This window comes from Nocardioides dongkuii (assembly GCF_014127485.1).
Lineage (GTDB): Bacteria > Actinomycetota > Actinomycetes > Propionibacteriales > Nocardioidaceae > Nocardioides > Nocardioides dongkuii.
In genome coordinates this window covers 3,278,497-3,298,514 of the sequence record NZ_CP059903.1, presented here as the reverse complement: position 1 = coordinate 3,298,514, position 20,018 = coordinate 3,278,497, and the positions used below count along the sequence as shown (strand labels likewise).

At 73.0% G+C, this 20,018-nt stretch carries 20 protein-coding genes; 11 read left to right on the top strand and 9 right to left on the bottom strand.

Annotation, left to right across the window (positions count from 1 at the left end; all coding sequences use genetic code 11):
• Positions 1 to 48: 48 nt before the first annotated feature.
• From H4O22_RS15920 to H4O22_RS15885, 8 genes are all read left to right on the top strand, one after another.
• Positions 49 to 918, top strand: coding sequence for a branched-chain amino acid ABC transporter permease (locus H4O22_RS15920; RefSeq protein WP_182524319.1), 870 nt, complete (start codon positions 49 to 51; stop codon positions 916 to 918).
• Positions 915 to 1,958: a branched-chain amino acid ABC transporter permease gene (locus tag H4O22_RS15915; protein WP_182524318.1), complete on the top strand. Its 1,044-nt coding sequence runs from the start codon at positions 915 to 917 to the stop codon at positions 1,956 to 1,958. Before H4O22_RS15920 ends, H4O22_RS15915 begins: the two co-directional genes overlap by 4 nt.
• Complete coding sequence (locus H4O22_RS15910; RefSeq protein ID WP_220451187.1) at positions 1,955 to 2,728, top strand: ABC transporter ATP-binding protein; 774 nt, start codon at positions 1,955 to 1,957, stop codon at positions 2,726 to 2,728. The genes H4O22_RS15915 and H4O22_RS15910 overlap by 4 nt, the downstream gene beginning before the upstream one ends.
• A 28-nt stretch (positions 2,729 to 2,756) precedes the next feature.
• Complete coding sequence (locus H4O22_RS15905) at positions 2,757 to 3,473, top strand: ATP-binding cassette domain-containing protein (RefSeq protein WP_182524317.1); 717 nt, start codon at positions 2,757 to 2,759, stop codon at positions 3,471 to 3,473.
• Positions 3,474 to 3,516: 43 nt separating this feature from the next.
• Positions 3,517 to 5,190 carry a class I adenylate-forming enzyme family protein gene (locus tag H4O22_RS15900; RefSeq protein ID WP_182524316.1) on the top strand — a complete coding sequence of 558 codons (1,674 nt, stop codon included), beginning with the start codon at positions 3,517 to 3,519 and terminating at the stop codon, positions 5,188 to 5,190.
• On the top strand, positions 5,183 to 5,911 hold the full coding sequence (locus H4O22_RS15895) for an SDR family NAD(P)-dependent oxidoreductase (RefSeq protein ID WP_182524315.1): 729 nt from the start codon (positions 5,183 to 5,185) through the stop codon (positions 5,909 to 5,911). The genes H4O22_RS15900 and H4O22_RS15895 overlap by 8 nt, the downstream gene beginning before the upstream one ends.
• 55 nt (positions 5,912 to 5,966) lie before the next feature.
• The gene (locus tag H4O22_RS15890) at positions 5,967 to 7,625 is read left to right on the top strand and encodes a class I adenylate-forming enzyme family protein (RefSeq protein WP_182524314.1); all 1,659 of its coding nucleotides are present in this window, start codon (positions 5,967 to 5,969) and stop codon (positions 7,623 to 7,625) included.
• A gap of 79 nt (positions 7,626 to 7,704) precedes the next feature.
• Positions 7,705 to 10,620: a DEAD/DEAH box helicase family protein gene (locus H4O22_RS15885; protein WP_244962997.1), complete on the top strand. Its 2,916-nt coding sequence runs from the start codon at positions 7,705 to 7,707 to the stop codon at positions 10,618 to 10,620.
• A gap of 34 nt (positions 10,621 to 10,654) precedes the next feature.
• Here the strand turns inward: H4O22_RS15885 and H4O22_RS15880 are convergent, their stop codons facing one another.
• Positions 10,655 to 11,317 (bottom strand): maleylpyruvate isomerase family mycothiol-dependent enzyme, encoded by a 663-nt coding sequence (locus H4O22_RS15880; RefSeq protein ID WP_182524313.1) that lies wholly within the window; start codon positions 11,315 to 11,317, stop codon positions 10,655 to 10,657.
• Positions 11,318 to 11,389: 72 nt separating this feature from the next.
• On the opposite strand from H4O22_RS15880, the gene H4O22_RS15875 reads away from it, so the two are divergent.
• Complete coding sequence (locus tag H4O22_RS15875; RefSeq protein WP_182524312.1) at positions 11,390 to 11,839, top strand: MarR family winged helix-turn-helix transcriptional regulator; 450 nt, start codon at positions 11,390 to 11,392, stop codon at positions 11,837 to 11,839.
• Between the two features lie 21 nt (positions 11,840 to 11,860).
• Here H4O22_RS15875 and H4O22_RS15870 read toward each other — a convergent pair whose 3' ends face one another.
• The 5 genes from H4O22_RS15870 to H4O22_RS15850 all read right to left on the bottom strand — a co-directional run bounded on the left by H4O22_RS15870 (position 11,861) and on the right by H4O22_RS15850 (position 15,575).
• Positions 11,861 to 13,228, bottom strand: coding sequence for a GntP family permease (locus H4O22_RS15870; protein ID WP_182524311.1), 1,368 nt, complete (start codon positions 13,226 to 13,228; stop codon positions 11,861 to 11,863).
• Between the two features lie 74 nt (positions 13,229 to 13,302).
• Positions 13,303 to 13,923, bottom strand: a complete 621-nt coding sequence (locus tag H4O22_RS15865) for a class I SAM-dependent methyltransferase (RefSeq protein ID WP_182524310.1) — start codon at positions 13,921 to 13,923, stop codon at positions 13,303 to 13,305.
• An 11-nt stretch (positions 13,924 to 13,934) separates the two neighbouring features.
• Entirely contained in the window at positions 13,935 to 14,279 is a 345-nt protein-coding gene (locus tag H4O22_RS15860; RefSeq protein WP_182524309.1) for a cupin domain-containing protein, read from the bottom strand.
• 175 nt (positions 14,280 to 14,454) lie between these two features.
• Positions 14,455 to 15,414 carry a TIGR03557 family F420-dependent LLM class oxidoreductase gene (locus H4O22_RS15855; RefSeq protein WP_182524308.1) on the bottom strand — a complete coding sequence of 320 codons (960 nt, stop codon included), beginning with the start codon at positions 15,412 to 15,414 and terminating at the stop codon, positions 14,455 to 14,457.
• On the bottom strand, positions 15,411 to 15,575 hold the full coding sequence (locus H4O22_RS15850; protein ID WP_182524307.1) for a hypothetical protein: 165 nt from the start codon (positions 15,573 to 15,575) through the stop codon (positions 15,411 to 15,413). Before H4O22_RS15850 ends, H4O22_RS15855 begins: the two co-directional genes overlap by 4 nt.
• A gap of 50 nt (positions 15,576 to 15,625) precedes the next feature.
• On the opposite strand from H4O22_RS15850, the gene H4O22_RS15845 reads away from it, so the two are divergent.
• Positions 15,626 to 16,183: a Dps family protein gene (locus H4O22_RS15845; protein WP_182524306.1), complete on the top strand. Its 558-nt coding sequence runs from the start codon at positions 15,626 to 15,628 to the stop codon at positions 16,181 to 16,183.
• A 12-nt stretch (positions 16,184 to 16,195) separates the two neighbouring features.
• Here the strand turns inward: H4O22_RS15845 and H4O22_RS15840 are convergent, their stop codons facing one another.
• Positions 16,196 to 16,882, bottom strand: coding sequence for an HAD family hydrolase (locus H4O22_RS15840; protein ID WP_182524305.1), 687 nt, complete (start codon positions 16,880 to 16,882; stop codon positions 16,196 to 16,198).
• A 168-nt stretch (positions 16,883 to 17,050) separates the two neighbouring features.
• Here H4O22_RS15840 and H4O22_RS15835 point away from each other — a divergent pair, with 168 nt between their 5' ends.
• On the top strand, positions 17,051 to 17,851 hold the full coding sequence (locus tag H4O22_RS15835) for a sigma-70 family RNA polymerase sigma factor (protein WP_182524304.1): 801 nt from the start codon (positions 17,051 to 17,053) through the stop codon (positions 17,849 to 17,851).
• Between the two features lie 34 nt (positions 17,852 to 17,885).
• On the opposite strand, the gene H4O22_RS15830 is transcribed toward H4O22_RS15835, so the two are convergent.
• Together H4O22_RS15830 and H4O22_RS15825 are read right to left on the bottom strand one after the other, a co-directional pair.
• Complete coding sequence (locus tag H4O22_RS15830; RefSeq protein WP_182524303.1) at positions 17,886 to 18,758, bottom strand: crotonase/enoyl-CoA hydratase family protein; 873 nt, start codon at positions 18,756 to 18,758, stop codon at positions 17,886 to 17,888.
• Entirely contained in the window at positions 18,755 to 20,017 is a 1,263-nt protein-coding gene (locus H4O22_RS15825) for an LCP family protein (RefSeq protein WP_182524302.1), read from the bottom strand. Before H4O22_RS15825 ends, H4O22_RS15830 begins: the two co-directional genes overlap by 4 nt.
• Position 20,018 lies beyond the last annotated feature (1 nt).

Genomic DNA, 20,018 nt, shown 5'->3' with positions numbered 1-20,018 from the left:
GCCAACGATCGCGCCACGCTGACTGATTTTCACGACTGAGGAGGGACGATGCCAGCCCAGCTATGGGTCTCGGTGATCGAGCTCGGGTGCTTCGCGGGCCTCTTGGGGCTCGGGTACTACCTGGTGCTCAGGGGAGCGGACATCTTCTTGTTCATCCTCGGGTCGCTCGGGATGTTCGCTGCCATGTTCGGCTCGCACCTGATGAGTGCGAACGGGTGGCCCTGGCCGCTCGCCATCGGGGTGGGGGTGCTCGCCTCGGTCGTGATCGCGGTGCTCACCGAGCGCCTGATCGTGCGGCCGATCCACCAGCGGACGAACGGGGAGGAGACCCCGTCGATCATCGCGGTCGTCGCCATCCTCTTCGCGCTCGAGCAGCTGGCGGGGACGCTTTTCGGGCGTACGCCCCGGGCCGGGCACACCCTGTGGGACGCCGAGTTCACCGTCGCGGGCGCCCGGGTGACGGGGCAGTCCGTGCTCCTGGTCGGCGCCACGCTCGTCGCCTTCGTGGCGGTGGGCTGGTGGATGCGCAACACCGCCTCGGGACGGATGCTGCGTGCCGTCGGTGACAACGAGCACGCCGCCCAGATGATGGGGGTCCCGGTCGAGCGCATCCGCCTCACGGCGTTCGCGCTGGCCGGTCTGCTCGGCGGGATCGCGGGCACGCTGTTCGCGGCCAAGGCGGGCGTGGCCTACACCAGCGGGCTCCAGTGGACCCTGGTCGGCTTCCTCGCCGTGATCGTCGGGGGCCTGGGCCGCGTCTGGGCCCCCCTCGTGGGCGCGCTGATCGTGGCGGCCCTGCAGACGTGGACGGTCTACCAGTTCGGGCACGCGGTCCGGGACTACACGACCCTGGGCCTCGCGCTGGTCTTCTTCGCGCTCCGGCCCGAGGGAATCTTCCAGACGAAGGTGCGGCTATGACGGCGACATCGCTCGGCAGGGACGAGAAGCAGCAGCCCCGGAAGCAGGCCGGTATCGGGGCCGCGTTGGCCCGACACCGGTGGAAGCTGGAGGCGGCCGGGAGCGCGGTGTTCGTGCTGCTGGCCCTGTCCTACAGCACCGGAGCGAGCTACAAGCAGGACTACGTGGTGCTGATCTGCACCTACGCCCTGCTCGCCCTGGGCATGTACATCCCCTTCATCATGAGCGGCTCGCTGTCGCTCGCCTACAACGCCTACCTCGGCATCGGTGCCTACGCCTGCGCGATGGTCAGCACCGAGTACGGGTGGTCCTCGCTCTGGGGCATCCCGATCGCCGTGGCGCTCTCGGCAGCCATCGCCTGGTTGCTGGGCATGGCGACGAAGCGGCTGCGCGGGTTCTACCTCGCGGGCGTGACGCTGCTCTTCGGCATGGCCTTCCAGGTCTTCCTGCTCGACGAGGAGGGGCTGACCGGCGGGGCCACCGGCATGGCGGTACGCCGCCCGACCTTCCTCGACCACGACTTCGACCGGACCCAGATCATGGTGGCCGGCCTGGTGGTGGTGTGGGTGGTGGCACTGCTGATGTCGCGCCTGCGCCAGTCGCCGTTCGGCATCGTGGTCAGGCTCCGCAAGGACGTGCCCGAGGTGGTGGAGTCCAGCGGCGTCAACACCGGCACCATCTCGCTGGTCTCCCTCGCGGTCGGCGCCGGCATCGCCGCCCTCGGCGGCTCGCTCTTCGGCCTGATGAGCGGCGTCGCGCAGCCGGGGTCCTTCAACCTGCACATCATCTTCCTGGCGATCTTCATGCCGCTGCTGGGCGGCCAGGCCTCCCCGTGGGGCGCCGTGATCGGCGCCGTCATCGTGGTCGTCTTCACCTTCGAGCTCGACGTGCTGGCGGAGTCCGGGACGCTCGTGTTCGCGATCGCCATCCTGCTGGTGCTGAGGTTCGCCCCGCACGGCCTGCTGGGTCTGCTGGGCATGTTGGGGGAGCTCGTGCGAAGAACGACAGGACGTCGACACCCTGAGGAGGGACGGTCGTGAGCACGGCACTGCTGACCTGCGTCGGGGTCAACAAGAGCTACGGCGGGGTGCAGGCGGTCAAGGACGTCGCGATCAGCGTCGCCGCCGGCGAGATCGTCGGCCTCGTCGGGCCCAACGGCGCCGGCAAGACCACGCTCGTCGACGTGATCACCGGGCAGCAGCAGGCCGACACCGGGGACATCCGGATCTCCGGCACCCGGCTGACCGGTCCGCCCTCCGTGCGGGCCCGGCGTGCCGGGTTCGCCCGGACCTTCCAGCACCCGCAGCTGGCCCTGGACATGACCATCCGGGAGAACCTGCTCATCGGCGCGGTCGGCGGCTCCATGGGCCGGCTGCCCGGAGTCCTGCGCAGGGTCGCCACCGGCATGTTCGTGCCCACCGCGGGCGCGGACGAGCAGCGGGTGCGCGACGTCGCCGCGGACTTCGGCCTCACCGGCCTGCACCGGCTGGTGGCGGACCTGACCCTCGGCGAGCAGCGCCTCGTGGAGGTGGCGCGGGCGATGCTCCGCGTGCCGCAGGTGCTGCTGCTCGACGAGCCGTTCGCGGGCGGGGACCTGCGCGGGGTCGGGGCGATGACCCGCGGCCTCGAGCGGGTGCTCGACCGCGGGTGCGGCGTGCTCCTGGTCGACCACAACATCGACATCGTGGCCGGGCTCGTCCACCGGATGGTCCTCATGGACCAGGGCGCCGTCGTCTTCGAGGGGCCGCCGGACGTGGCTCTGGCCAGCCAGGAAATGCGTGACGTCTACTTCGGAGGACACAGTGCCTGAGTCAGGGAGCACCGCAACGCCGTCGTCCGTGGGGACCGACGCCGTCGGGAACCGGCTGTCGGTCTCGGGGCTCACCGTCCGCTACGGGCCCGTCACCGCGCTCAACAGCGTCGACCTGGTGTTCGCGCCCGGCAAGGTGACCGCCGTCGTGGGGCCCAACAGCGCCGGCAAGAGCAGCCTTCTCCAGGCGATCGCCGGAGCCGTGCCGAGCAGCGGTGTCGTCACGCTCGGCGACCAGGACCTCTCCGGCGCCAAGCCTGCGGTCCGGGCGCGCACCGGCATCGGCCTGGTGCCGCAGGGGCGCCAGATCTTCCCGACGCTGACGGTGCGGGAGAACCTGGCGGTCTACGCCGAGGTCCTCTCCCAGGGCTCCGACGCCGTGGAGTCCGCACTCGAGCGCTTCCCCAGGCTGATGGAGCGCCGCGACACCTACGCCGGCAACCTGAGCGGCGGGGAGCAGCAGATGCTGGCGGTGACGCGGGCGATGATGACGGACTGCAAGGTCCTGCTCTTCGACGAGATGACCACCGGCCTGGCCCCGCTGATCGTGCAGCAGCTGCTGCGCGTCGCCCGGGACCTGGCGTCCCGCGGAGCGGCGGTGGTCCTGGCCGAGGCCTCGAGCACCGTGATCCGGGGAGAGGTCGACCACGGGGTGGTGCTGCTGCGCGGCCAGGTCGTCGACCAGGTCGAGGGGGGCGCCGACCTCGACCGCGCGTACCGGACCGCCATGGGCATGGGTTCGTGACCCGCAGTCGTCCCGCACCCACTGACACCAGACAGGGCACACGATGAGCACGAACACACTGACACCCCGCACGACCTTCCCGCAGGGCGCCGCCCCGGAGCCCGGATCGCCGCATGAGGAGTACGTCGCGGAGCGGCTGACCGAGGTCGGCACCTGGGGCACCGACAGCCTCTCCGACCACGTCCGCCGGCACGCGGTCGAGCGCCCCGACCGGATCGCCTACGTCGAGGGCGACCTGCGCACGACGTGGCGCGAGTTCGACGCGATGGCCGACCACTACGCACGGGTGCTCGTGTCGGCCGGCGTCGCCGTGGACGACCGCGTCGCGGTGCTCTTCCCCGACGGCCCCACGGTCCACGCGCTCTACGTCGGCGTCGAGCGGGCCGGCGCGATCATCGTCGGCATCGGACCCCGGGCCGGGCTCATGGAGGTCCGGCACCTGCTGCAGGTCTCGGGCGCGACGACCCTGGTCACCGCGGCCGACCTGCACGGCAAGGACATGGTGGAGATGGCCGCCACCCTGGTCTCCGAGGGACTCGAGCTGGCCCGCCACGTGGTCGTGCAGCCGCACGCGCCGTTCGACGTCCTCGTCGACGGCACCCCGGTGGCGACGGACGGGCCCGGCCTGGCCGAGGTGTCTCCCGCACGGCAGCGGGGGATCGGCGAGCTCTTCATGCTCAACTCGACCTCGGGCACCACGGGGATGCCCAAGTGCGTGACCCACAACCAGAACCGCTGGTTCTACTACCACGAGCAGGTCCTGGCGGCGGGGGAGTTCTCGGCGGACGACGTGTTCCTGGCGCTGATCCCCGCCCCGTTCGGCTTCGGGCTGTGGACCAGCCACTTCACGCCGATCATCCTCGGCGCCACCACCGTGGTGATGTCGCGGTTCAACGCCGACGAGGCGATGCGGCTCGTCGAACGCGAGGGCGCCACGGTCCTGACCTGCGTCTCGACGCAGTTCATCATGATGCTGAACTCCGAGGCGATGGGCCAGGCCGACACCTCCTCGCTGCGCTGCATGTTCACCGGCGGGGAGGCCATCCCGTTCGACCGCGCCGCGCGGTTCGAGGACTCGGCCGGGGCGACCGTCCTGAACTTCTACGGGTCCAACGAGACCGGCACCCTCAGCTACACCACGTTCGACGACAGCCGCGAGCTGCGGCTGACCACCGGCGGGCGGGTGGTGGGCGAGATGCAGGTGCGGTTGTTCGACGAGCACGGTGCGGACGTCACCGCGACGGGAGGACCCGGGCAGGCGGCCTGCCGGGGACCGGCGACGTCCTGGGGCTACTACGCCGACCGGGGCGCCAACGAGTCGCTCTTCACGGCTGACGGCTGGATGCTCACCGGCGACATCTGCACCATCGACGCGGACGGCTACCTCAGGGTCGTGGACCGCAAGGCCGACTTCATCATCCGCGGGGGCAAGAACATCTCCGCGGCCGCCGTCGAGGAGCAGGTGGGCCGGCATCCCGCCGTGAGCATGGTGGCCGCCGTCCCCGTGGCCGACGAGGTCTTCGGCGAGCGGGTGTGCGCCGTGATCGTGCTGCGCGCCGGTCACGAGCTCGACCTGGCCGACCTGCAACGCGTCCTGGCGGCCAACGACGTCTCCAAGGAGCTCTGGCCCGAGCGTCTCGTCTTCGTCGACGAGCTGCCGCGCGCCTCCGGTGGCAAGGTCGCCAAGTCCGTGCTGAAGAAGAGCCTGCGTGGGTGAGGCACCCGTCGCGGTCGTGACCGGCGCGGCCGGGGGCATCGGCCGTGCCGTCGTACGGAACCTGCTCGACCGCGGCCACCGGGTGCTCGCGGTGGACCGTGACCCTGTCGGGCTGGAGGCGGTGCGAGAGCATCAGGTCGAGACCCTGGTCCTCGATCTCGCAACGCCCTCCTCGGCGGGCGCGATCGTCCAGCGAGCCCTCGCGTGGGCGGGCCGCATCGACACCCTCGCCCTGGTGGCGGGCGTCGCCCAGCTGGGCCGGACGGAGACCGTCACCGTCGCGCAGTGGGACGAGGTGATGGAGGTCAACCTGCGGGCTCCGTTCCTCCTCGCCCAGGCGGCCATGCCGGAGCTGGTCCGGTCCCGCGGCAGCATCGTGGCGGTCGCGTCGGTCGCCGGCCTCCAGGGCTGGGCGTACGGCGCCGCGTACGCCGCCTCGAAGGCCGGGCTCGTCGGCGTCATGCGCTCGCTGGCCCAGGAGTACGGCGGACTCGGCGTGCGGGTCAACGTGGTGGCCCCCGGCGGAGTGGAGACCGACATGGCCAGCGACCGCCGCCTGACCGACGATCTCGACCCGACCGTGCGCAAGCGGTCCACCGGGCTCGAGGGTCGGCGCGCACGACCCGCCGAGGTGGCTGACGTGATCTGCTACCTGGCCTCGCCCGAGGCCGGCTTCGTCAACGGAGCCGTCGTCCCCGTGGACGGCGGGGCCTTTGCATGACACGTCTCTCCGGATCAGGAGAGGACCGTCCCGAGACGCCCCCCAGGAGCAACCCGTGAAGACCGATCCCGCCGTCGCCGAGGACTACCGTCGCCAGGGCTGGTGGTCCACCCGGACCGTCGGGGAGCTGGTGCGGGGCCTGGCGGGCACCCGGCCCGACGCGATCGCCTACGTGGACGACCACCGCCGGTGGAGCTGGCGCGACTACGACGCCACCGCGGACCGCATCGCCGCCTTCCTCACCGGCCTGGGCGTGGGCCCGGGCGAGCGCGTCGCCGTGCATCTTCCGGACGGCGGTCTGCTCCACGCCACGTACACCGCGTGCGAACGAGCAGGCGTGATCGCGGTCGGCGTCCCGGCACGGGCCGGCGACAAGGAGGTCGCCCAGCTGCTGGTGCGGACCGGTGCCCGGGTCATCCTGATGCCCCCGGAGCTCCGGGGCCGACCCGGCCGCGAGGTCGTCGCTGCCGTGCTGGCCCAGCAGGCGGAGCTCGACGTGGCCGTCGAGGTGCAGGTGGACGGCCACGCGCAGGCGTACCGCTGGTCGACCGGGCGGACCGGTCAGCAGGGCGAGCCGGTCGAGGTGGTCCCCGAGACGGATCCCGCCCGCGCGCTGGGACCGGAGGACGTGTGGCTCCTCAACTCGACCTCCGGGACGACGGGTCTGCCGAAGGCCGTGATGCAGACCCAGAACCGGTGGTTCTACCTCGCTCGAGCTGCCGCGGACGGCGCCCGGGTGACGGGGGAGGACGTGGTGCTCTCGGCGATCCCAGGTCCCTACGGGTTCGGGCTCTGGACCGCGCACATGCTGCCGGCCATGCTCGGCGCCCGGTGCTGCCTCACGGAGCGCTTCTCGCCGGACGACACCCTGCGCATGATCGAGCGCGAGCGAGTCACCGTGCTCGCCTGTGTGACCACCCAGCTGGTGATGATGATGAGGAGTCCGTTGTTCGGGCTGCTCGACCTGTCGTCGCTGCGTGCCGTCTTCACCGGCGGCGAGCGCGTTCCCACGGAGAAGGCGGACCTGTGGGAGCGGTCGACGGGCTCCACGGTGCTCCAGTTCTACGGGTCCAACGAGGCGGGGCCGTTCTCGTGCACCCGGCTCGACGACGACCGCGACACCCGCCTCACCACCGCCGGACGGGTCCTGGACGGCGTCGTCTGGCAGCTCCTGGACCGCACCGACGAGGAGGTCGAGGTCGGCGGATCCGGGGTGATCGCCCGGGGACAGGCCACTCTGAAGAGTCCCGGGGCCCACGGCGGCTACTGGGAGGACCCGGCCGCCAACCAGGAGCTCTACACCGACGACGGCTTCCTCGTCCTGCCCGACGTCGTGACGATCGACCCCGACGACCGGGTGTGCGTGGTCGGGCGGAAGTCGGACTTCATCATCCGCGGGGGGAAGAACATCAGCGCCTCGGTCGTGGAGGAGGAGGTCACCGCGCACCCCGCCGTGCACCTGGCCGTGGCCGTGGCCGTGCCGGACGAGACGTTCGGCGAGCGGGTGGGCGTCGCCGTCGCCCTGGAGGACGCCGCGTCGTCCCTGACCCTGGATCAGGTGGTGCGCTTCCTGCGGGACCGTGGCGTGAGCATGGAGTACCTGCCCGAGCACCTGCTCGTCCTCGAGGAGATCCCGATGTCCTTGGGGGCCAAGGCCGACAAGCGGCGGATCAAGACCCTCTTCGAGGAGGCGCAGCCCCACGCTGCGCGGTGAGGCCGACACTGGCACCCGACCTTGCCCCTCCCTGCGGCCACCCTCGGGCTGGAGGACAGCCCTGACGAAGGAGCGGAACGTGGCAGCCACCGCCCCCGCCCCCGCGGAGCCGCGCCGCCAGCTCCTCGGTCCGCCGCCGCTGCGCACCCACCAGGCCCGCGCCCTGGAGGCGCTCGGGAGAGCGTGGGCCGCCGGCCGGTCCCGCTCGTGGGTGGTGCTGCCGCCCGGTGCCGGGAAGACCCGCGTCGGGTTGGAGACGATCGCGGAGGCGCTCGCGGGCGGCGGCGCCTCCCGTGCGGTGGTGCTCTCCCCGAACACCGCGATCCAGGCGCAGTGGGCCGCTGCCGCCACCGCCCACGGCCTCGAGGCCGGCACCGACCGCGACCTCTCCTCCCAGGTGACGAGCCTGACCTACCAGTCGATCGCCGTCTTCGAGACCGACACCGACGTCGACGGCGACCTCGACCGCACGCGCAAGCGCCCGGCGCCGACCGAGGCCGGCGCCCTGATGGACCGCCTCCACCCGAACGGACGCGCCCTGGTCGAGACGCTGCGCGACGTCGACGGGCTCGTCCTCGTGCTCGACGAGTGCCACCACCTGCTGGAGGTGTGGGGCCGGCTGCTCGGCGAGCTGCTGCACACCGTGGAGGACGCCCAGGTCCTCGGCCTCACCGCGACACCCCCCGACGCGCTGACCCCCGACCAGGCGGAGCTCGTCGAGGAGCTCTTCTCCGACGTCGTGTTCCGAGCAGGCGTCCCCGCCGTCGTCAAGGAAGGACACCTCGCCCCGTTCGCGGAGCTCGCGTGGCTCACCACGCCTACCGCGCACGAGAACGAGTGGCTCGCCGCCGAGGCCTCCCGGTGGCGCGAGCTCACCACGTTCCTCAGCGACCCGACGTTCGGGACCGTGCCGTTCCTGTCCTGGGTGACCAGCCGCTTCGTGGCCCCGGTCCCGACGGTGCGCAGCTGGGCCGAGCTCGCCAAGGCCGAACCGGCGCTCGCCGACGCCGCCCTGCGCCTGTGCCACAGCGGGCTCCTCGAGCTGCCCGAGGGCGCCCGGCTCCTCGAGCAGCACCGCCGCGACCCTGACGCCGACGACTGGGTCGCGCTCCTCGACGACTGGGCCACCACCCACCTGATGCCCTCCACCGACCCCGCGGACGCGGCCGTGGTCGAGACGATCAGGGCCGCGCTGCCCTCGGTCGGCCACGTCCTGACCCGCCGCGGCGTCCGCCGCGGCCGTACGCCGGTCGACCGGGTCCTGGCCCGCTCCCACGCCAAGACCGTCGCCGCCGCCGAGATCGTCAGCCACGAGCACGCGACCCTGGGCGACCGGACCCGGATGCTGGTGCTCTGCGACTACGAACGCGCGTCGGCAACCCTGCCGACCGGGCTCGAGGGCGTCCTCGACGCCCAGTCCGGGTCCGCGTGCTCCACGGTGGAGACCCTCGTCGCGGACCCGGCGACCGCCGGCCTGTCCCCGCTGATGGTCACCGGCTCCACCGTCGCCGGTGCGCCGGCGACCCTCTCCGCGCTCGCCACCTGGGTGTACGAGACGCACCCGAGGCTCGCCGGGAGGCTCACCGTCACCGGGGACGGGCCGGTCGCGACCCTGACCGGGCCGTGGAGCTCCCGCCACTGGGTGGCGCCGATCACCTCGTTCTTCGAGGCCGGCCACAGCCAGGTCCTCGTGGGCACCCGGGGACTGCTGGGGGAGGGGTGGGACGCGCGCCGCATCACCGGGCTCGTCGACCTCACCACCGCCACCACTCTCACCGCCGTCGTCCAGACCCGCGGCCGCGCGCTGCGCACCGACCCGAGCTGGGCCGAGAAGGTCGCCGTGAACTGGTCGGTGGTGTGCGTCTCCGACGCCCACCCCAAGGGCGGAAACGACTGGGCGCGGCTGGTCCGCAAGCACACCGGGTTCCACGGGGTCGACGACGACGGCGACATCGTCGACGGCGTCTCCCACATCGACCCCGCCTTCTCGCCGTACGCACCACCCCCGACCTCGACGTTCGAGGCGATCAACGCCCGGATGCGCGCACGCGCGGCGGACCGTGACCAGATCCGGTCCGCGTGGCGGGTCGGCGAGCCGTACCGCGACGAGGTCGCCGCGACGCTGCGCGTCGTGCTCCGCGCCGAGAGGACGGAGGACGAGGCCGTGGCCGACGGTGCCGCGACCTCGATGCCGCTGGAGATCGTGCCGGCACCGCTGGTGCTGCACCGGCACGGCATCGAGGTCCGCGACGGCACCATCCGACCACCGAGCACCGTCACCTGGGTCGACACGGTCGCGGCCGTCGGCACCCTCGGCGGCGTCGTCGGCACCGCCTCCGGGCCGGTGACCGGCTGGTACCTGGCCGCCGGCGGCGTCGCTGCCGTCGCCGGCGGGGTGGCCGGGACCCGCTCCCGCGCCCGTGGCCGGACCCGGGTGCTGAGCGAGTGGGTCAGCGCGCAGGCGAGGCGAGCGGCCGCCGCCCCGAGCGTCGGGCAGGTGGCCGCCGCCGTCGCCGACGCCCTGCACCGGGCCGGGCTGACGGTCGTCGGCGCGGAGGCGGTCGTCGTGGAGATCCACCCGGGTGGGGAGCACCGGTGCCTGCTCGACTCCACCGAGGCTGACGCGGCCCTGTTCGCCGGGGTGCTCGACGAGGCCCTGGCCCCCATCGGCACGCAACGCTACGTGCTGTCCCGCTACACGATGACCGCTGCGCCGACCCTGACCCCGCGACAGGTCAGGAAGCTGCGCAGCTCACGGGCAGCAGTGCGGGCCTTGGCGGGGTTCCGCGCGAACGGCGAGGCCTGGCACCCGGTCCCCTCCGTCCTCGGCGCGAACGCCTCCCGGGCCGCCGGCTACCTGGCGGCCTGGCACCGGTGGGTCGCCGACGGCGACCTCCTCTACACGAGCACGCCCGAGGGCGCCGGGGTCCTGGCGGCCCAGCAGGGGTACGACCCGTTCGACGCGACCACCGTCGTCCGCCGGCACTGGCGGTGACCTGCCCCGGTCCGGCCCCCGGGGTCCAGAGCAGTCACGCGCTCAAGAGTCGGTCGGCCAGGACGGCGACGCCGTCCCCCCGCACTTGCGCCAGCGCCGCGTCGGTGCGGGCGGTCATGAGCAGCGCCAGCGCGCCCGCCGACCCGGTCACCTCGGGCCCCTCTCCTGCCTCCCACACCGTGCCGGCGCCGTCAGCGCTCTCGCAGCGCAGGCGGACGCCGAGCAACCGACGTCGGGGGTGGAAGGGCCAGCCCATCCGCCACGCGCGCTCGAGGGCGACCCGCGCGGTGGCGTCCGGTACCGGGCGCGGGACGCCGAGGGGCACCGCGACGTCCTGCCCGTGCACGACCACATCGAGCAGGATGTTGTCGTCGACCACGAAGACCGGCTTGGTGCGCGCCCCGGCCAGCTCGTCCAGCCGGGCGACGAGCTGCCCCGGTGTCCGGGTCCGCGCGTAGGCACGGACGACGTCGCGGCCGGCGTTCCACAAGCGGCCGCGCGCTCGGACCATCGCCCGTGCCATGCCGGCCAGCGTGGGCTCACCGGCGGGCGTCATGACGACGTGCGCCACGACGTCGTGCACGGTCCACTCGGTGCACAGCGACGTCGTCGCCCACTGCGCCGCGGTGAGGGAGGAGGCCAGCTCGGCCAGGCTCGCACGCTCCTCGCGGACCATCTGCCACACCGACTCGTCCATGTCGCGCTCCCGATAGTCAAAGCATTTGACTACTGTGCGCCTGTCCCGTCGTCCACGCAAGGGGTCGGTTCCATGACGGTCATCGAGCCCGAGGGCACGCCGATCAGCGTCGGCGTCCTGCTGTTCATCCCGTACCGCCACCTCGAGCAGCGCATCCTCGCGGCGGTCAACGAGGCGGGGTTCGCCATCACGCTGCCCCAGGCACGTCTCGTGCAGCGCCTCGACCCCGCCGGGTCCCGCCTCACCGACCTCGCCGCCGCCGCCCAGGTGAGCAAGCAGGCCGCGGGCTACCTCGTCGACGAGCTCGAGCGCGCCCGGTTCGTCACCCGGACGCCGGACCCCGATGATCGCCGTGCCCGGCTGATCGTCATCGCGGAGCGGGGGCGCGCCGCCGCCGCCGTGGCCCTGCGCGAGCAGCAGCGCGCCGAGGGCGAGTGGGAGGCGCACGTCGGCGCCGAGCGGATGGCCGAGCTGCGCCGCATCCTGGAGGACCTGCGCACGATCACGGACCCCTGGCGGTGACGGAACACCTGGGACCCCCGGTCAGAGGACCGAGGACACCACGCTGGCCAGCAGCACCAGGGGCAGCGAGACGACGGCGCCCAGCGACGTCGCCACCGTGAGGGTCTTCAGGCTGCCCTTGGTGGACAGGTCGAGGAGGGTGCTGAACATCCAGAAGAAGTTGCTGTTCACGTGGAGCGCGAACATGGCGCCCGAGGCGATGGCCAGCGCGATGACGACGGGGTCGACGGAGAGCGAGCCGGCAATCGGCGAGATGATCCCCGCGGCCGTGATCGCCCCGACCGAGACCGATCCGATCGCGAAGTGCAGGACCGCGGCGATCAGCCAGGCGAGCAGGATGCTGACGATGACCGGGGCGCCCTCGTCGACGGAGAACAGGCTCTCCAGCCTCTCCTCCATGCCGCTCTCGGCGATGACCGCACCGAGGGACCCGCCGACCCCGGTGACGAGCAGGATCTCGCCGGTCGTGTGGAAGCCGGCGCCGAGGACCTTCCCGACCCCGTCGGCGCCCAGGGACCACCGGACCAGCGCGAAGGCGATCAGCAGTCCGAGGAAGAGTGCGATGTTGGCGTCGCCGAGGAAGACGAGCACCGGGGTGGTGTCCCCGGCCACGTCGACGATGGCTGCGGTGGCGATGAGCACCAGCGGGACCAGGATCGGCAGCAGCCGCACCCACAGCGGGAGTCCGGCGGCGCGCTCGGCGACAGGCACGTCCTCGGTCTCGTCGTGGGGGCGGCCGTCCTCGAGAACCACGTCCGGGTCGAAGTCGGACTCCTCGTTCCAGTAGCCCCGGGTCAGCAGCAGCCGGAACAGCAGCGTCGTGATCAGGGCGGTCGCCAGCCCGATCGGCAGCCCGTAGAGGAGATAGGTCCCGAGGGGCACGTCCATCAGCCCGGCGATGGCGACCGCCGCGAGCCCGGGCACCACGAAGACGTACCCGGAGAAGATGCCGATGCCCATGGCGCCGGCCAGCCAGGGCAGGCCGATGCGCCGGTCGACCGCCGGCGCGGACTCCTTGGCCATGGGCGCCGCCAGCACCACCTGCACGTCGACGTAGATGGAGGGGAAGATCGTGGAGAGCGTGCCGGCCATCGCGTACGGCAGGCCGCGCCCCACCCGCCGGGCCAGGATCCCGACCACGTCCCCGAAGGTGCCCATCGAGTGCAGCAGGGCGCCGATCAGCACGCCGAAGCCGATCAGCAGACCGACCTCGGCCATGATCTCGCCGAAGCCCCCGGTGATCTGGGCGACGGTGCCCTCGGCGCCCATCCCGGTGGCGAGTCCCAGGTAGACGCAGGCGAGCAGCAGCGAGATGACCGGGTCGACCTTGAGCGCGATGATCAGCGCGATCGCGCCGAGGATCGCGATGGCCGAGTGCAGGATCTCCACGGGGGGCTCCGATCGGTCCGGAAGTGAGCGACGCCACGCTAGTGCACCCGCCGGGGCTACGGGCTGACCGACGCTCAGGGAGCGGTGGCGAGCCCCCGGGACAGGTAGCCCCACGGCTTGGCGGGGCCGGGCGCCAGGTAGCCGTGCTCGACGTCGGTGACCACGAAACCGGCGTCGCGCACCATCGCGGCCGGGTCGCGCACCAGGTGGCAGCCGCCGGCCAGCGCCGCCTGCACCGGGTTCAGTCGGCGCTGCCAGACCCGGACCCGGGCGTCGGGCGCGATCCCGTGCTCGACGAAGTGCAGCCGCCCGCCGGGGACCAGCACCCGCCGCAGCTCGGCGAGCGCCCGCCCGGGGTCCGGGATGGTGCACAGCGAGAACGTGCACAGCGCCGCGTCGTACGTCGCGTCGGCGGCGGCCAGGTCCTGCCCGTCGAGCCCGGCACGTCCGACCGGTACGTCGGCCCGCGCCCGCCGGTCCGCGGACCGGGACCAGGCCAGCTCCGACGGCTCGACCGCGTCGACGGCGGTCACCTCGGCGGGCAGGTGCGGCAGGTTCAGGCCGCTGCCGAAGCCCACCTCGACGACGCGTCCGTGCAGGCCCGCGCACACCTCCCGGCGCAGCTCGCCGACGGGAGCCTGCGACAGGGAGGCGTCGACGAGCCGCGGCACCACGTGCTCGGTCCACCACGCCACGGCGAGGCCCCTCAGGTCCCGGGCACGCCGTGCAGGGCGACGGTCAGCAGCACCACGGCGTCGTCGACCGCCTCGAGGTCGTGACGGACCAGCGGGACCACCGCGTGGTCGCCGGCGGATCCCTCCCAGGTGTCGTCGCCGGCGTGCAGGCGGACCGAGCCGCGCAACACCTGCAGCGTCGCCTCGCCGGGACTGTCGTGCTCGCCGAGCCGGCGACCCGCCGCGAGCGCGATCAGGGTCTGCCGCAGGGCGTTGCCCTGCCCGCCGTACAGGGTGTGCGCGCTGCGTCCGGCGCTGTGCTCGCGCGCCACGGCGAGCTGCTCGTCGGCGAGCGTGCCCAGGGAGGTGCTTTCCATCGGGGTCTCCTGATTCTCGGCGTGCTGACCAGTTAAGCGGCGCCTGCCGGTCCAGACCAGGGCATAGAGCCCGGTCCTCGGGGTACGTCGCCCCCGGGCCGGGACCGCCCACGTCCCCCCACTCAGGGCGGTCCCGGCCCCGTCGCGTCCGCGACGGGGCCGGCCGGGCGGTCGCTCAGGAGCCGCTGCGGATCGCGGGCAGCACGTCGCGGCCGTAGGCCTCGATCATCGCGAGGTACTCGGGGCCGATGTTGGCGACGTACACCTCGTCGAAGCCGGCCTCGACGTACTCGCGCATTCCGGCGATGTGCGCCTCGACGTCCGAGCCCGCGGTGATGCTCTCCGCGGTGGACTCCCGGGTCACCAGCTGGGAGACCTGCTCGAAGTGCTGCGGCGAGGGCAGCACCTGCGCGAGCTCGCCGGGCACGCCGGCGTTCGCCCAGAGGCGGTGGGCGTGGTCGACGCCCTCGTCCTCGGTCGCGGCCCAGGCGACCTTGTAGCCGACCTGCGCCGGCTTGCCGCCGGTGCGCTCCTTGAACGTGGCGACCGACTCGGCGTCCGGCTGGGTGGTGATGAAGCCGTCACCGAAGCGGGCGGCCGCCTCGAGCGCCTTCGGACCGAAGGCCGAGACGTAGACCTCCGGGGGCGTCTCCGGCAGCGTGTAGAGGCGCGCGGTGTCGACGGTGTAGTGCGTGCCGCGGGTGGTGACCACCTCGCCGGTCCAGAGCCGCCGCATCACCTCGACGGCCTCCTCGAGCATCTCCAGGCGTACGTCGGCCGAGGGCCACGGCCCGCCGAGGATGTGCTCGTTGAGCGCCTCGCCGGTGCCGACGCCCAGCACGAACTTCCCGCCGAGCATCACCGAGGCGGTCGCGGCGGCCTGGGCGACGATGGCGGGGTGGATCCGCACCGTCGGGCAGGTGACGGCCGTGGTGACCGGCAGGTCGGTGGCCTGGGAGATCGCGCCGATGACCGACCAGACGAACGGGCTCTGGCCCTGCTCGTCGTTCCAGGGGTGGTAGTGGTCGCTGATCCAGAGCGCCTCGAAGCCCGCTCGCTCAGCGGCGACGGCCTGCTCGACGAGCTCGGCCGGCGTCCAGTCCTCGCAGGAGAGGAAGTAGCCGAAGCGCGTCACTCGTCGTCCGCCAGGTCGACCTCGGGGCGCTGCTCCTGGTTGCGGCTGATGTCGTCGGGGTCCTCCTGGAGCCGTTCGGCGGCGTCCGCGGCGCTCACGGCCTCCTCGGACGGGACGCCGCCCAGCTCGACGGGACGGTCTTCTCCTCGCGGGGTCGTCATGGGCGGGTGGTACCCGTTTCTCCTTCCGGCAGGCCGGTTACCGGGGCGCCATGACGACTTCGAGCAAGCTGCACTACACGGTTCCCGGCATGACCCAGAAGGACGCCAAGCGCGTGGTCGAGCTGCTCCAGGGGCGCCTGGATGCCTGCAACGACCTGCACCTCACGCTGAAGCACGTGCACTGGAACGTCGTGGGCCCCCACTTCATCTCCGTCCACGAGATGCTCGACCCCCAGGTCGAGGCCGTCCGCGGCTTCGCCGACGACCTGGCCGAGCGGATCGCGACCCTCGGCGGCTCCCCGGTCGGGACCCCGGGCCGGCTCGTCAAGAGCCGGACCTGGGACGAGTACAGCCTCGGCCGCGCGACCACCCAGGAGCACCTCGGCGCGCTCGACCTCGTGTACCAGGGGGTCATCGGCGACTACCGGGAGGGCATGCAGGAGCTCGACGAGCTCGACATGGTCACCCAGGACATGTTCGTCGCCCAGACCGAGCAGCTCGAGCTGTTCCACTGGTTCATCCGCGCCCACCTCGAGGACAAGGGCGGGCACCTCTCGACCGCCGACGCGACCACCGAGGCCGAGGCCGCGAAGGCCGCGATCAGCTGACCCGTACGACCGCTACGACCGAGCCCGCGCGGCCTGGGCGAGTGCCTCCTCGAGGTGCTCGGCCAGGTCGCGCGGGTCGTCGTACACCGTGACCGCGCCGGCCTCGAGCAGCTCGGCCTCGCCGAAGCCGCCGCTGCGCAGCCCGATGGTGGGGATGCCGCGCTGGTTCGCCGCCACCACGTCCCACACCGAGTCGCCGATCATCACCGGGCGCTGACCCTCGGCCTGGTCGAGCTGGTCCAGCGCCGCGTCGAGCAGCTCGGGGTCCGGCTTGGTCTCCTCGGCGTCCTCCGCGGTGGTCGCGGCGTCGGTGCGCGCGCCGGCGTCGAGCAGCGTCATCGCGTGCTCGGCGTGCCGGGGGATGGCGGAGCTGGCGAGCGCCACCGACAGGCCGGCCTCCCGCAGCGCGTCGAGCAGCTCGCGGGCCCCGTCGAGGAGTCCGGTCTCGTCGATGATCGCGTCGAACTCCTCCTCCCACCGGTCGCGCACCGCGTCCCCGACCTGCTCCTCGGCCTCGTCGCCCGCGACCGCGGCCACCAGGCGGTCGCCGCCCATGCCGAGGTGCCGGTGGATCCGCCAGGCCGGGACGTCCCGCCCGACGTGGGCGAACGCCCGGGTCCAGGCGAGGGTGTGGTGGTAGTTGGAGTCGAGCAGGGTGCCGTCGATGTCGACGACGGCGGTGTCGATGCCGTGGCTCATGCGCTTTCTTTACCCGGCGGGTGTCGCCACATGCGACGCCGGGGCCGCGGATACCCTCCCCGGCGTCCGCCGTTCTGCTGCCGGGCGCCGACCGTGCGTGCGACCATCGAGACGCGCGTGGCCCGGCCCGGGCCTCTCCGAGCGCATCGGTCGAGAGGGCGGTCCGCCATGGGATCGGAGTCGGACGTCCGGGGGCTCCCGGCGCTCACCGACTCCCTCCGGCGAGCCGAGACCACGCGGCTCCTGGCCCGCGCTCACGCCAGCCGCGGCGCGTCCCGGTCGCGGTACGAGAACGAGGTCGTCGGCCTCAACATGGTCGTCGCGGCCGAGGTCGCCCGTCGCTACCACGGCCGCGGGATCAGCGGCGACGACCTCGACCAGGTCGCGTTCCTCGGGCTGGTCAAGGCCGTCCGGCGGTTCGACCCGACGCGGGGGGAGGAGTTCCTCGCCTTCGCGGTCCCGACCGTGCGCGGCGAGGTCCGGCGGTACTTCCGCGACGCGGGCTGGGCGGTCCGTCCGCCGCGCTCGGTCCAGGACGCCCAGCGCCGGATCCGCGACGCCGAGTCCGACCTCGCCCAGCGGCTCGGCCGGGACCCGCGTCCCCCCGAGGTCGCCGGGCACCTCGGCGTACCGCTCTCGCTGGTGCTGGACGCGCAGGGCGCGGCGGGCTGCTTCTTCCCGACCTCGCTGGACGCCCCCGCCGGCAGCGGCGACAGCGGCGACCTCGCGTCCCCGGCGGAGTGGATGGGCGACCTCGACCCGGCGTACGCCGTCGCCGAGGCGCGGTTGGCGGTCCAGCCGCTGCTGCGCGACCTCGACGCGCGCGACCGCACGATCATCGAGCTGCGCTACTTCGAGAACCGCACCCAGGCCGAGATCGGCGCCGCCGTCGGCGTCAGCCAGGTGCAGGTCTCCCGCCTGATCGCCCAGATCCTGCGCCGGCTCCGGGCCCGGCTCGCTGTCGCCTGAGGTCCCGCCGAGTCGGCGCTCGTGTTCGGTCGCGCTAGGGGAAGATCCGCGGCAGCGACGAGGCCCGACCCACGAACTCGGGGGCGCGCTTCTCGCGGAAGGCGGCCACGCCCTCCTTGCCGTCGCCGATCGAGGTGTGGAACATCGCCAGCGAGTCGGAGAGGTGCGCCTCGAGCGGGTCGGCGACGGCGCCGTTGCGGTAGAGCATCTGCTTGGCCAGGCCGAGGGCGACCGGCGAGCGGCCGACGACGAACGAGCGCGCCAGGTCGTACGCCGCGGGCAGCAGGTCGTCGGGCTCGTGCACCGACCGCAGCAGCCGGCCGGCGTGGGCCTGCTCGGCGGTGAGGATGTCGGCGGCGTACACCCACTCCAGCGCCTGCTGGATGCCGACGATGCGCGGGAGGAACCAGGTCGAGGCCGCCTCCGGGACGATGCCGAGCCGGCCGAAGACGAACCCGACCCGCGCCTTGGTCGACGCCATCCGGATGTCCATGGCGAGCGTCATGGTGGCGCCGATGCCGACCGCGGCGCCGTTGATCGCCGCGATGACCGGCTTCGGCAGCGCGTGGATCGCGAGGGTGACGCGGCCGCCGGTGTCGCGCACGCCGTCGTGGTACGGCGGCTCCGTGAGGTGGGCGCGCAGGTCCTCCGGCGTGGGGTCGACGGTCTCGTCGAGACCGAAGACGTTGCCCTCGGCGGAGAGGTCCATGCCGGCGCAGAACGCGCGACCGGCGCCGGTGACCACGACCGCGCGGACGGCGTCGTCGCGGGCGTCGGTGAGGAAGACCTGCTCCAGCTCGCGCGCCATGGTGAGGTCGAAGGCGTTCAGCGCGTCGGGCCGGTCGAGGGTCAGCGTCGCGATCCCGTCGGCGTCGACGTCCCAGCGCAGGGTCTCGTAGCCGCTCATCCGGTGATCTCCTTCGGCAGGCCGGTGGGGGAGCAGAGCCCCTTCGGCATCTCGTCGACCTTGTCCTCGCGGATCGCCTCGAACATCTGCTCCGCGCGCTCGTCGTCCCAGTTGACCGTCAGGTCGGAGATCGGCACGCCGCAGGTGAGCCCGGCGTCGCCGTTCACCCGGGTCATCGCCATCGCCCACATCGCCGCGCGGACCGGGCTGGTGCCCTCGCCGAAGCCGAAGAAGTCGGGGACGGCGTTGTTCAGCCGCCAGTAGCGGACCGGGTTGACGAAGGTCCACGGCGAGAGCACCTTCTTGCCGACCGCGGCGACCACCTCGCGCTGCGCCTGCGCCCGCTGCACGTCGCCGAACCGCGTGTAGGTCTTGCGCGACCGGGCGTAGCCCAGCGCGGTCGCGCCGTCCACCTCCTGGCAGCCACGCTTGATGTTCAGCTTGGCCTGCGGGTCCTTCATCGCCGTCTTCGGGCAGATCTCGATGCCGCCGACCGCGTCCACGACGCCGGCCAGCCCGCCCATGCCGATCTCGACGTAGTCGTCGATGCGGATGCCGGTCGCGTCCTCGATCGTGCGGGTCAGCAGCTTGGCCTGGCCGAAGGCGTAGGCGCCGTTGATCTTGCCGACGCCGTGCCCGGGGATCTCGACGTTGGAGTCGCGGGGGATCGACATCAGCAGGTTGGGGCCGGAGCCGGTGTGCAGCAGCATGATCGTGTCGGTGCGGGCGCCGGCGACGTCGCCGGTGCCGAGCTCCTTGCGCTCCTCCGCGCTGAGGTCGCCGCGGGTGTCGCTGCCGACGAGGAGGTACGTCGTGCCCGGCTGGTCGGCGGGACGGTCGCCGTCGGGCTCCCAGTCGATCTTGTCGACCTTCGTCCAGGCGTAGAACGGCACCGCGACCAGGAAGACCACCCAGGCCAGCAGCACGATCAGGAGGTAGCGGGCCCGGAACCTCGGGCGCGGCACCCGGACGCCGCGACCGCCGCCGCGCGAGGGCGGGACGGGGGCGGGCGCCGGGCGGGGAGCCTGGGGCGGGGCGCCTCCGGAGCCGGCGGGGCGGGGCTGGTCGCGGGGCTGGTCCCGCGGCTGGACGCGCATCACCCGGGTCTCGTCGGGGCGGGGCTCACGGGGCGGCCGGGGCTGCTGGGGGACCGGCCGGGTGGGGTCGGGTCCGCCGGTGCCGGGCTTCTTCTTGCCGTAGAGCCAGCCGTACTCGGGGGTCCCGTCCCCGGAGCCGTCGGATCGGGGACGGTCTGCCATG

Excerpts from the sequence above, each read along its gene's own strand:
- H4O22_RS15920 (WP_182524319.1), top strand. The coding sequence starts at position 49 with ATGCCAGCCCAGCTATGGGTCTCGGTGATCGAGCTCGGGTGCTTCGCG.
- H4O22_RS15915 (WP_182524318.1), top strand. The coding sequence starts at position 915 with ATGACGGCGACATCGCTCGGCAGGGACGAGAAGCAGCAGCCCCGGAAG.
- H4O22_RS15900 (WP_182524316.1), top strand. The coding sequence starts at position 3,517 with ATGAGCACGAACACACTGACACCCCGCACGACCTTCCCGCAGGGCGCC.
- H4O22_RS15880 (WP_182524313.1), bottom strand. The coding sequence starts at position 11,317 with ATGGACGAGTCGGTGTGGCAGATGGTCCGCGAGGAGCGTGCGAGCCTG.
- H4O22_RS15875 (WP_182524312.1), top strand. The coding sequence starts at position 11,390 with ATGACGGTCATCGAGCCCGAGGGCACGCCGATCAGCGTCGGCGTCCTG.
- H4O22_RS15860 (WP_182524309.1), bottom strand. The coding sequence starts at position 14,279 with ATGGAAAGCACCTCCCTGGGCACGCTCGCCGACGAGCAGCTCGCCGTG.
- H4O22_RS15850 (WP_182524307.1), bottom strand. The coding sequence starts at position 15,575 with ATGACGACCCCGCGAGGAGAAGACCGTCCCGTCGAGCTGGGCGGCGTC.
- H4O22_RS15845 (WP_182524306.1), top strand. The coding sequence starts at position 15,626 with ATGACGACTTCGAGCAAGCTGCACTACACGGTTCCCGGCATGACCCAG.
- H4O22_RS15840 (WP_182524305.1), bottom strand. The coding sequence starts at position 16,882 with ATGAGCCACGGCATCGACACCGCCGTCGTCGACATCGACGGCACCCTG.
- H4O22_RS15835 (WP_182524304.1), top strand. The coding sequence starts at position 17,051 with ATGGGATCGGAGTCGGACGTCCGGGGGCTCCCGGCGCTCACCGACTCC.
- H4O22_RS15830 (WP_182524303.1), bottom strand. The coding sequence starts at position 18,758 with ATGAGCGGCTACGAGACCCTGCGCTGGGACGTCGACGCCGACGGGATC.
- H4O22_RS15825 (WP_182524302.1), bottom strand. The coding sequence starts at position 20,017 with ATGGCAGACCGTCCCCGATCCGACGGCTCCGGGGACGGGACCCCCGAG.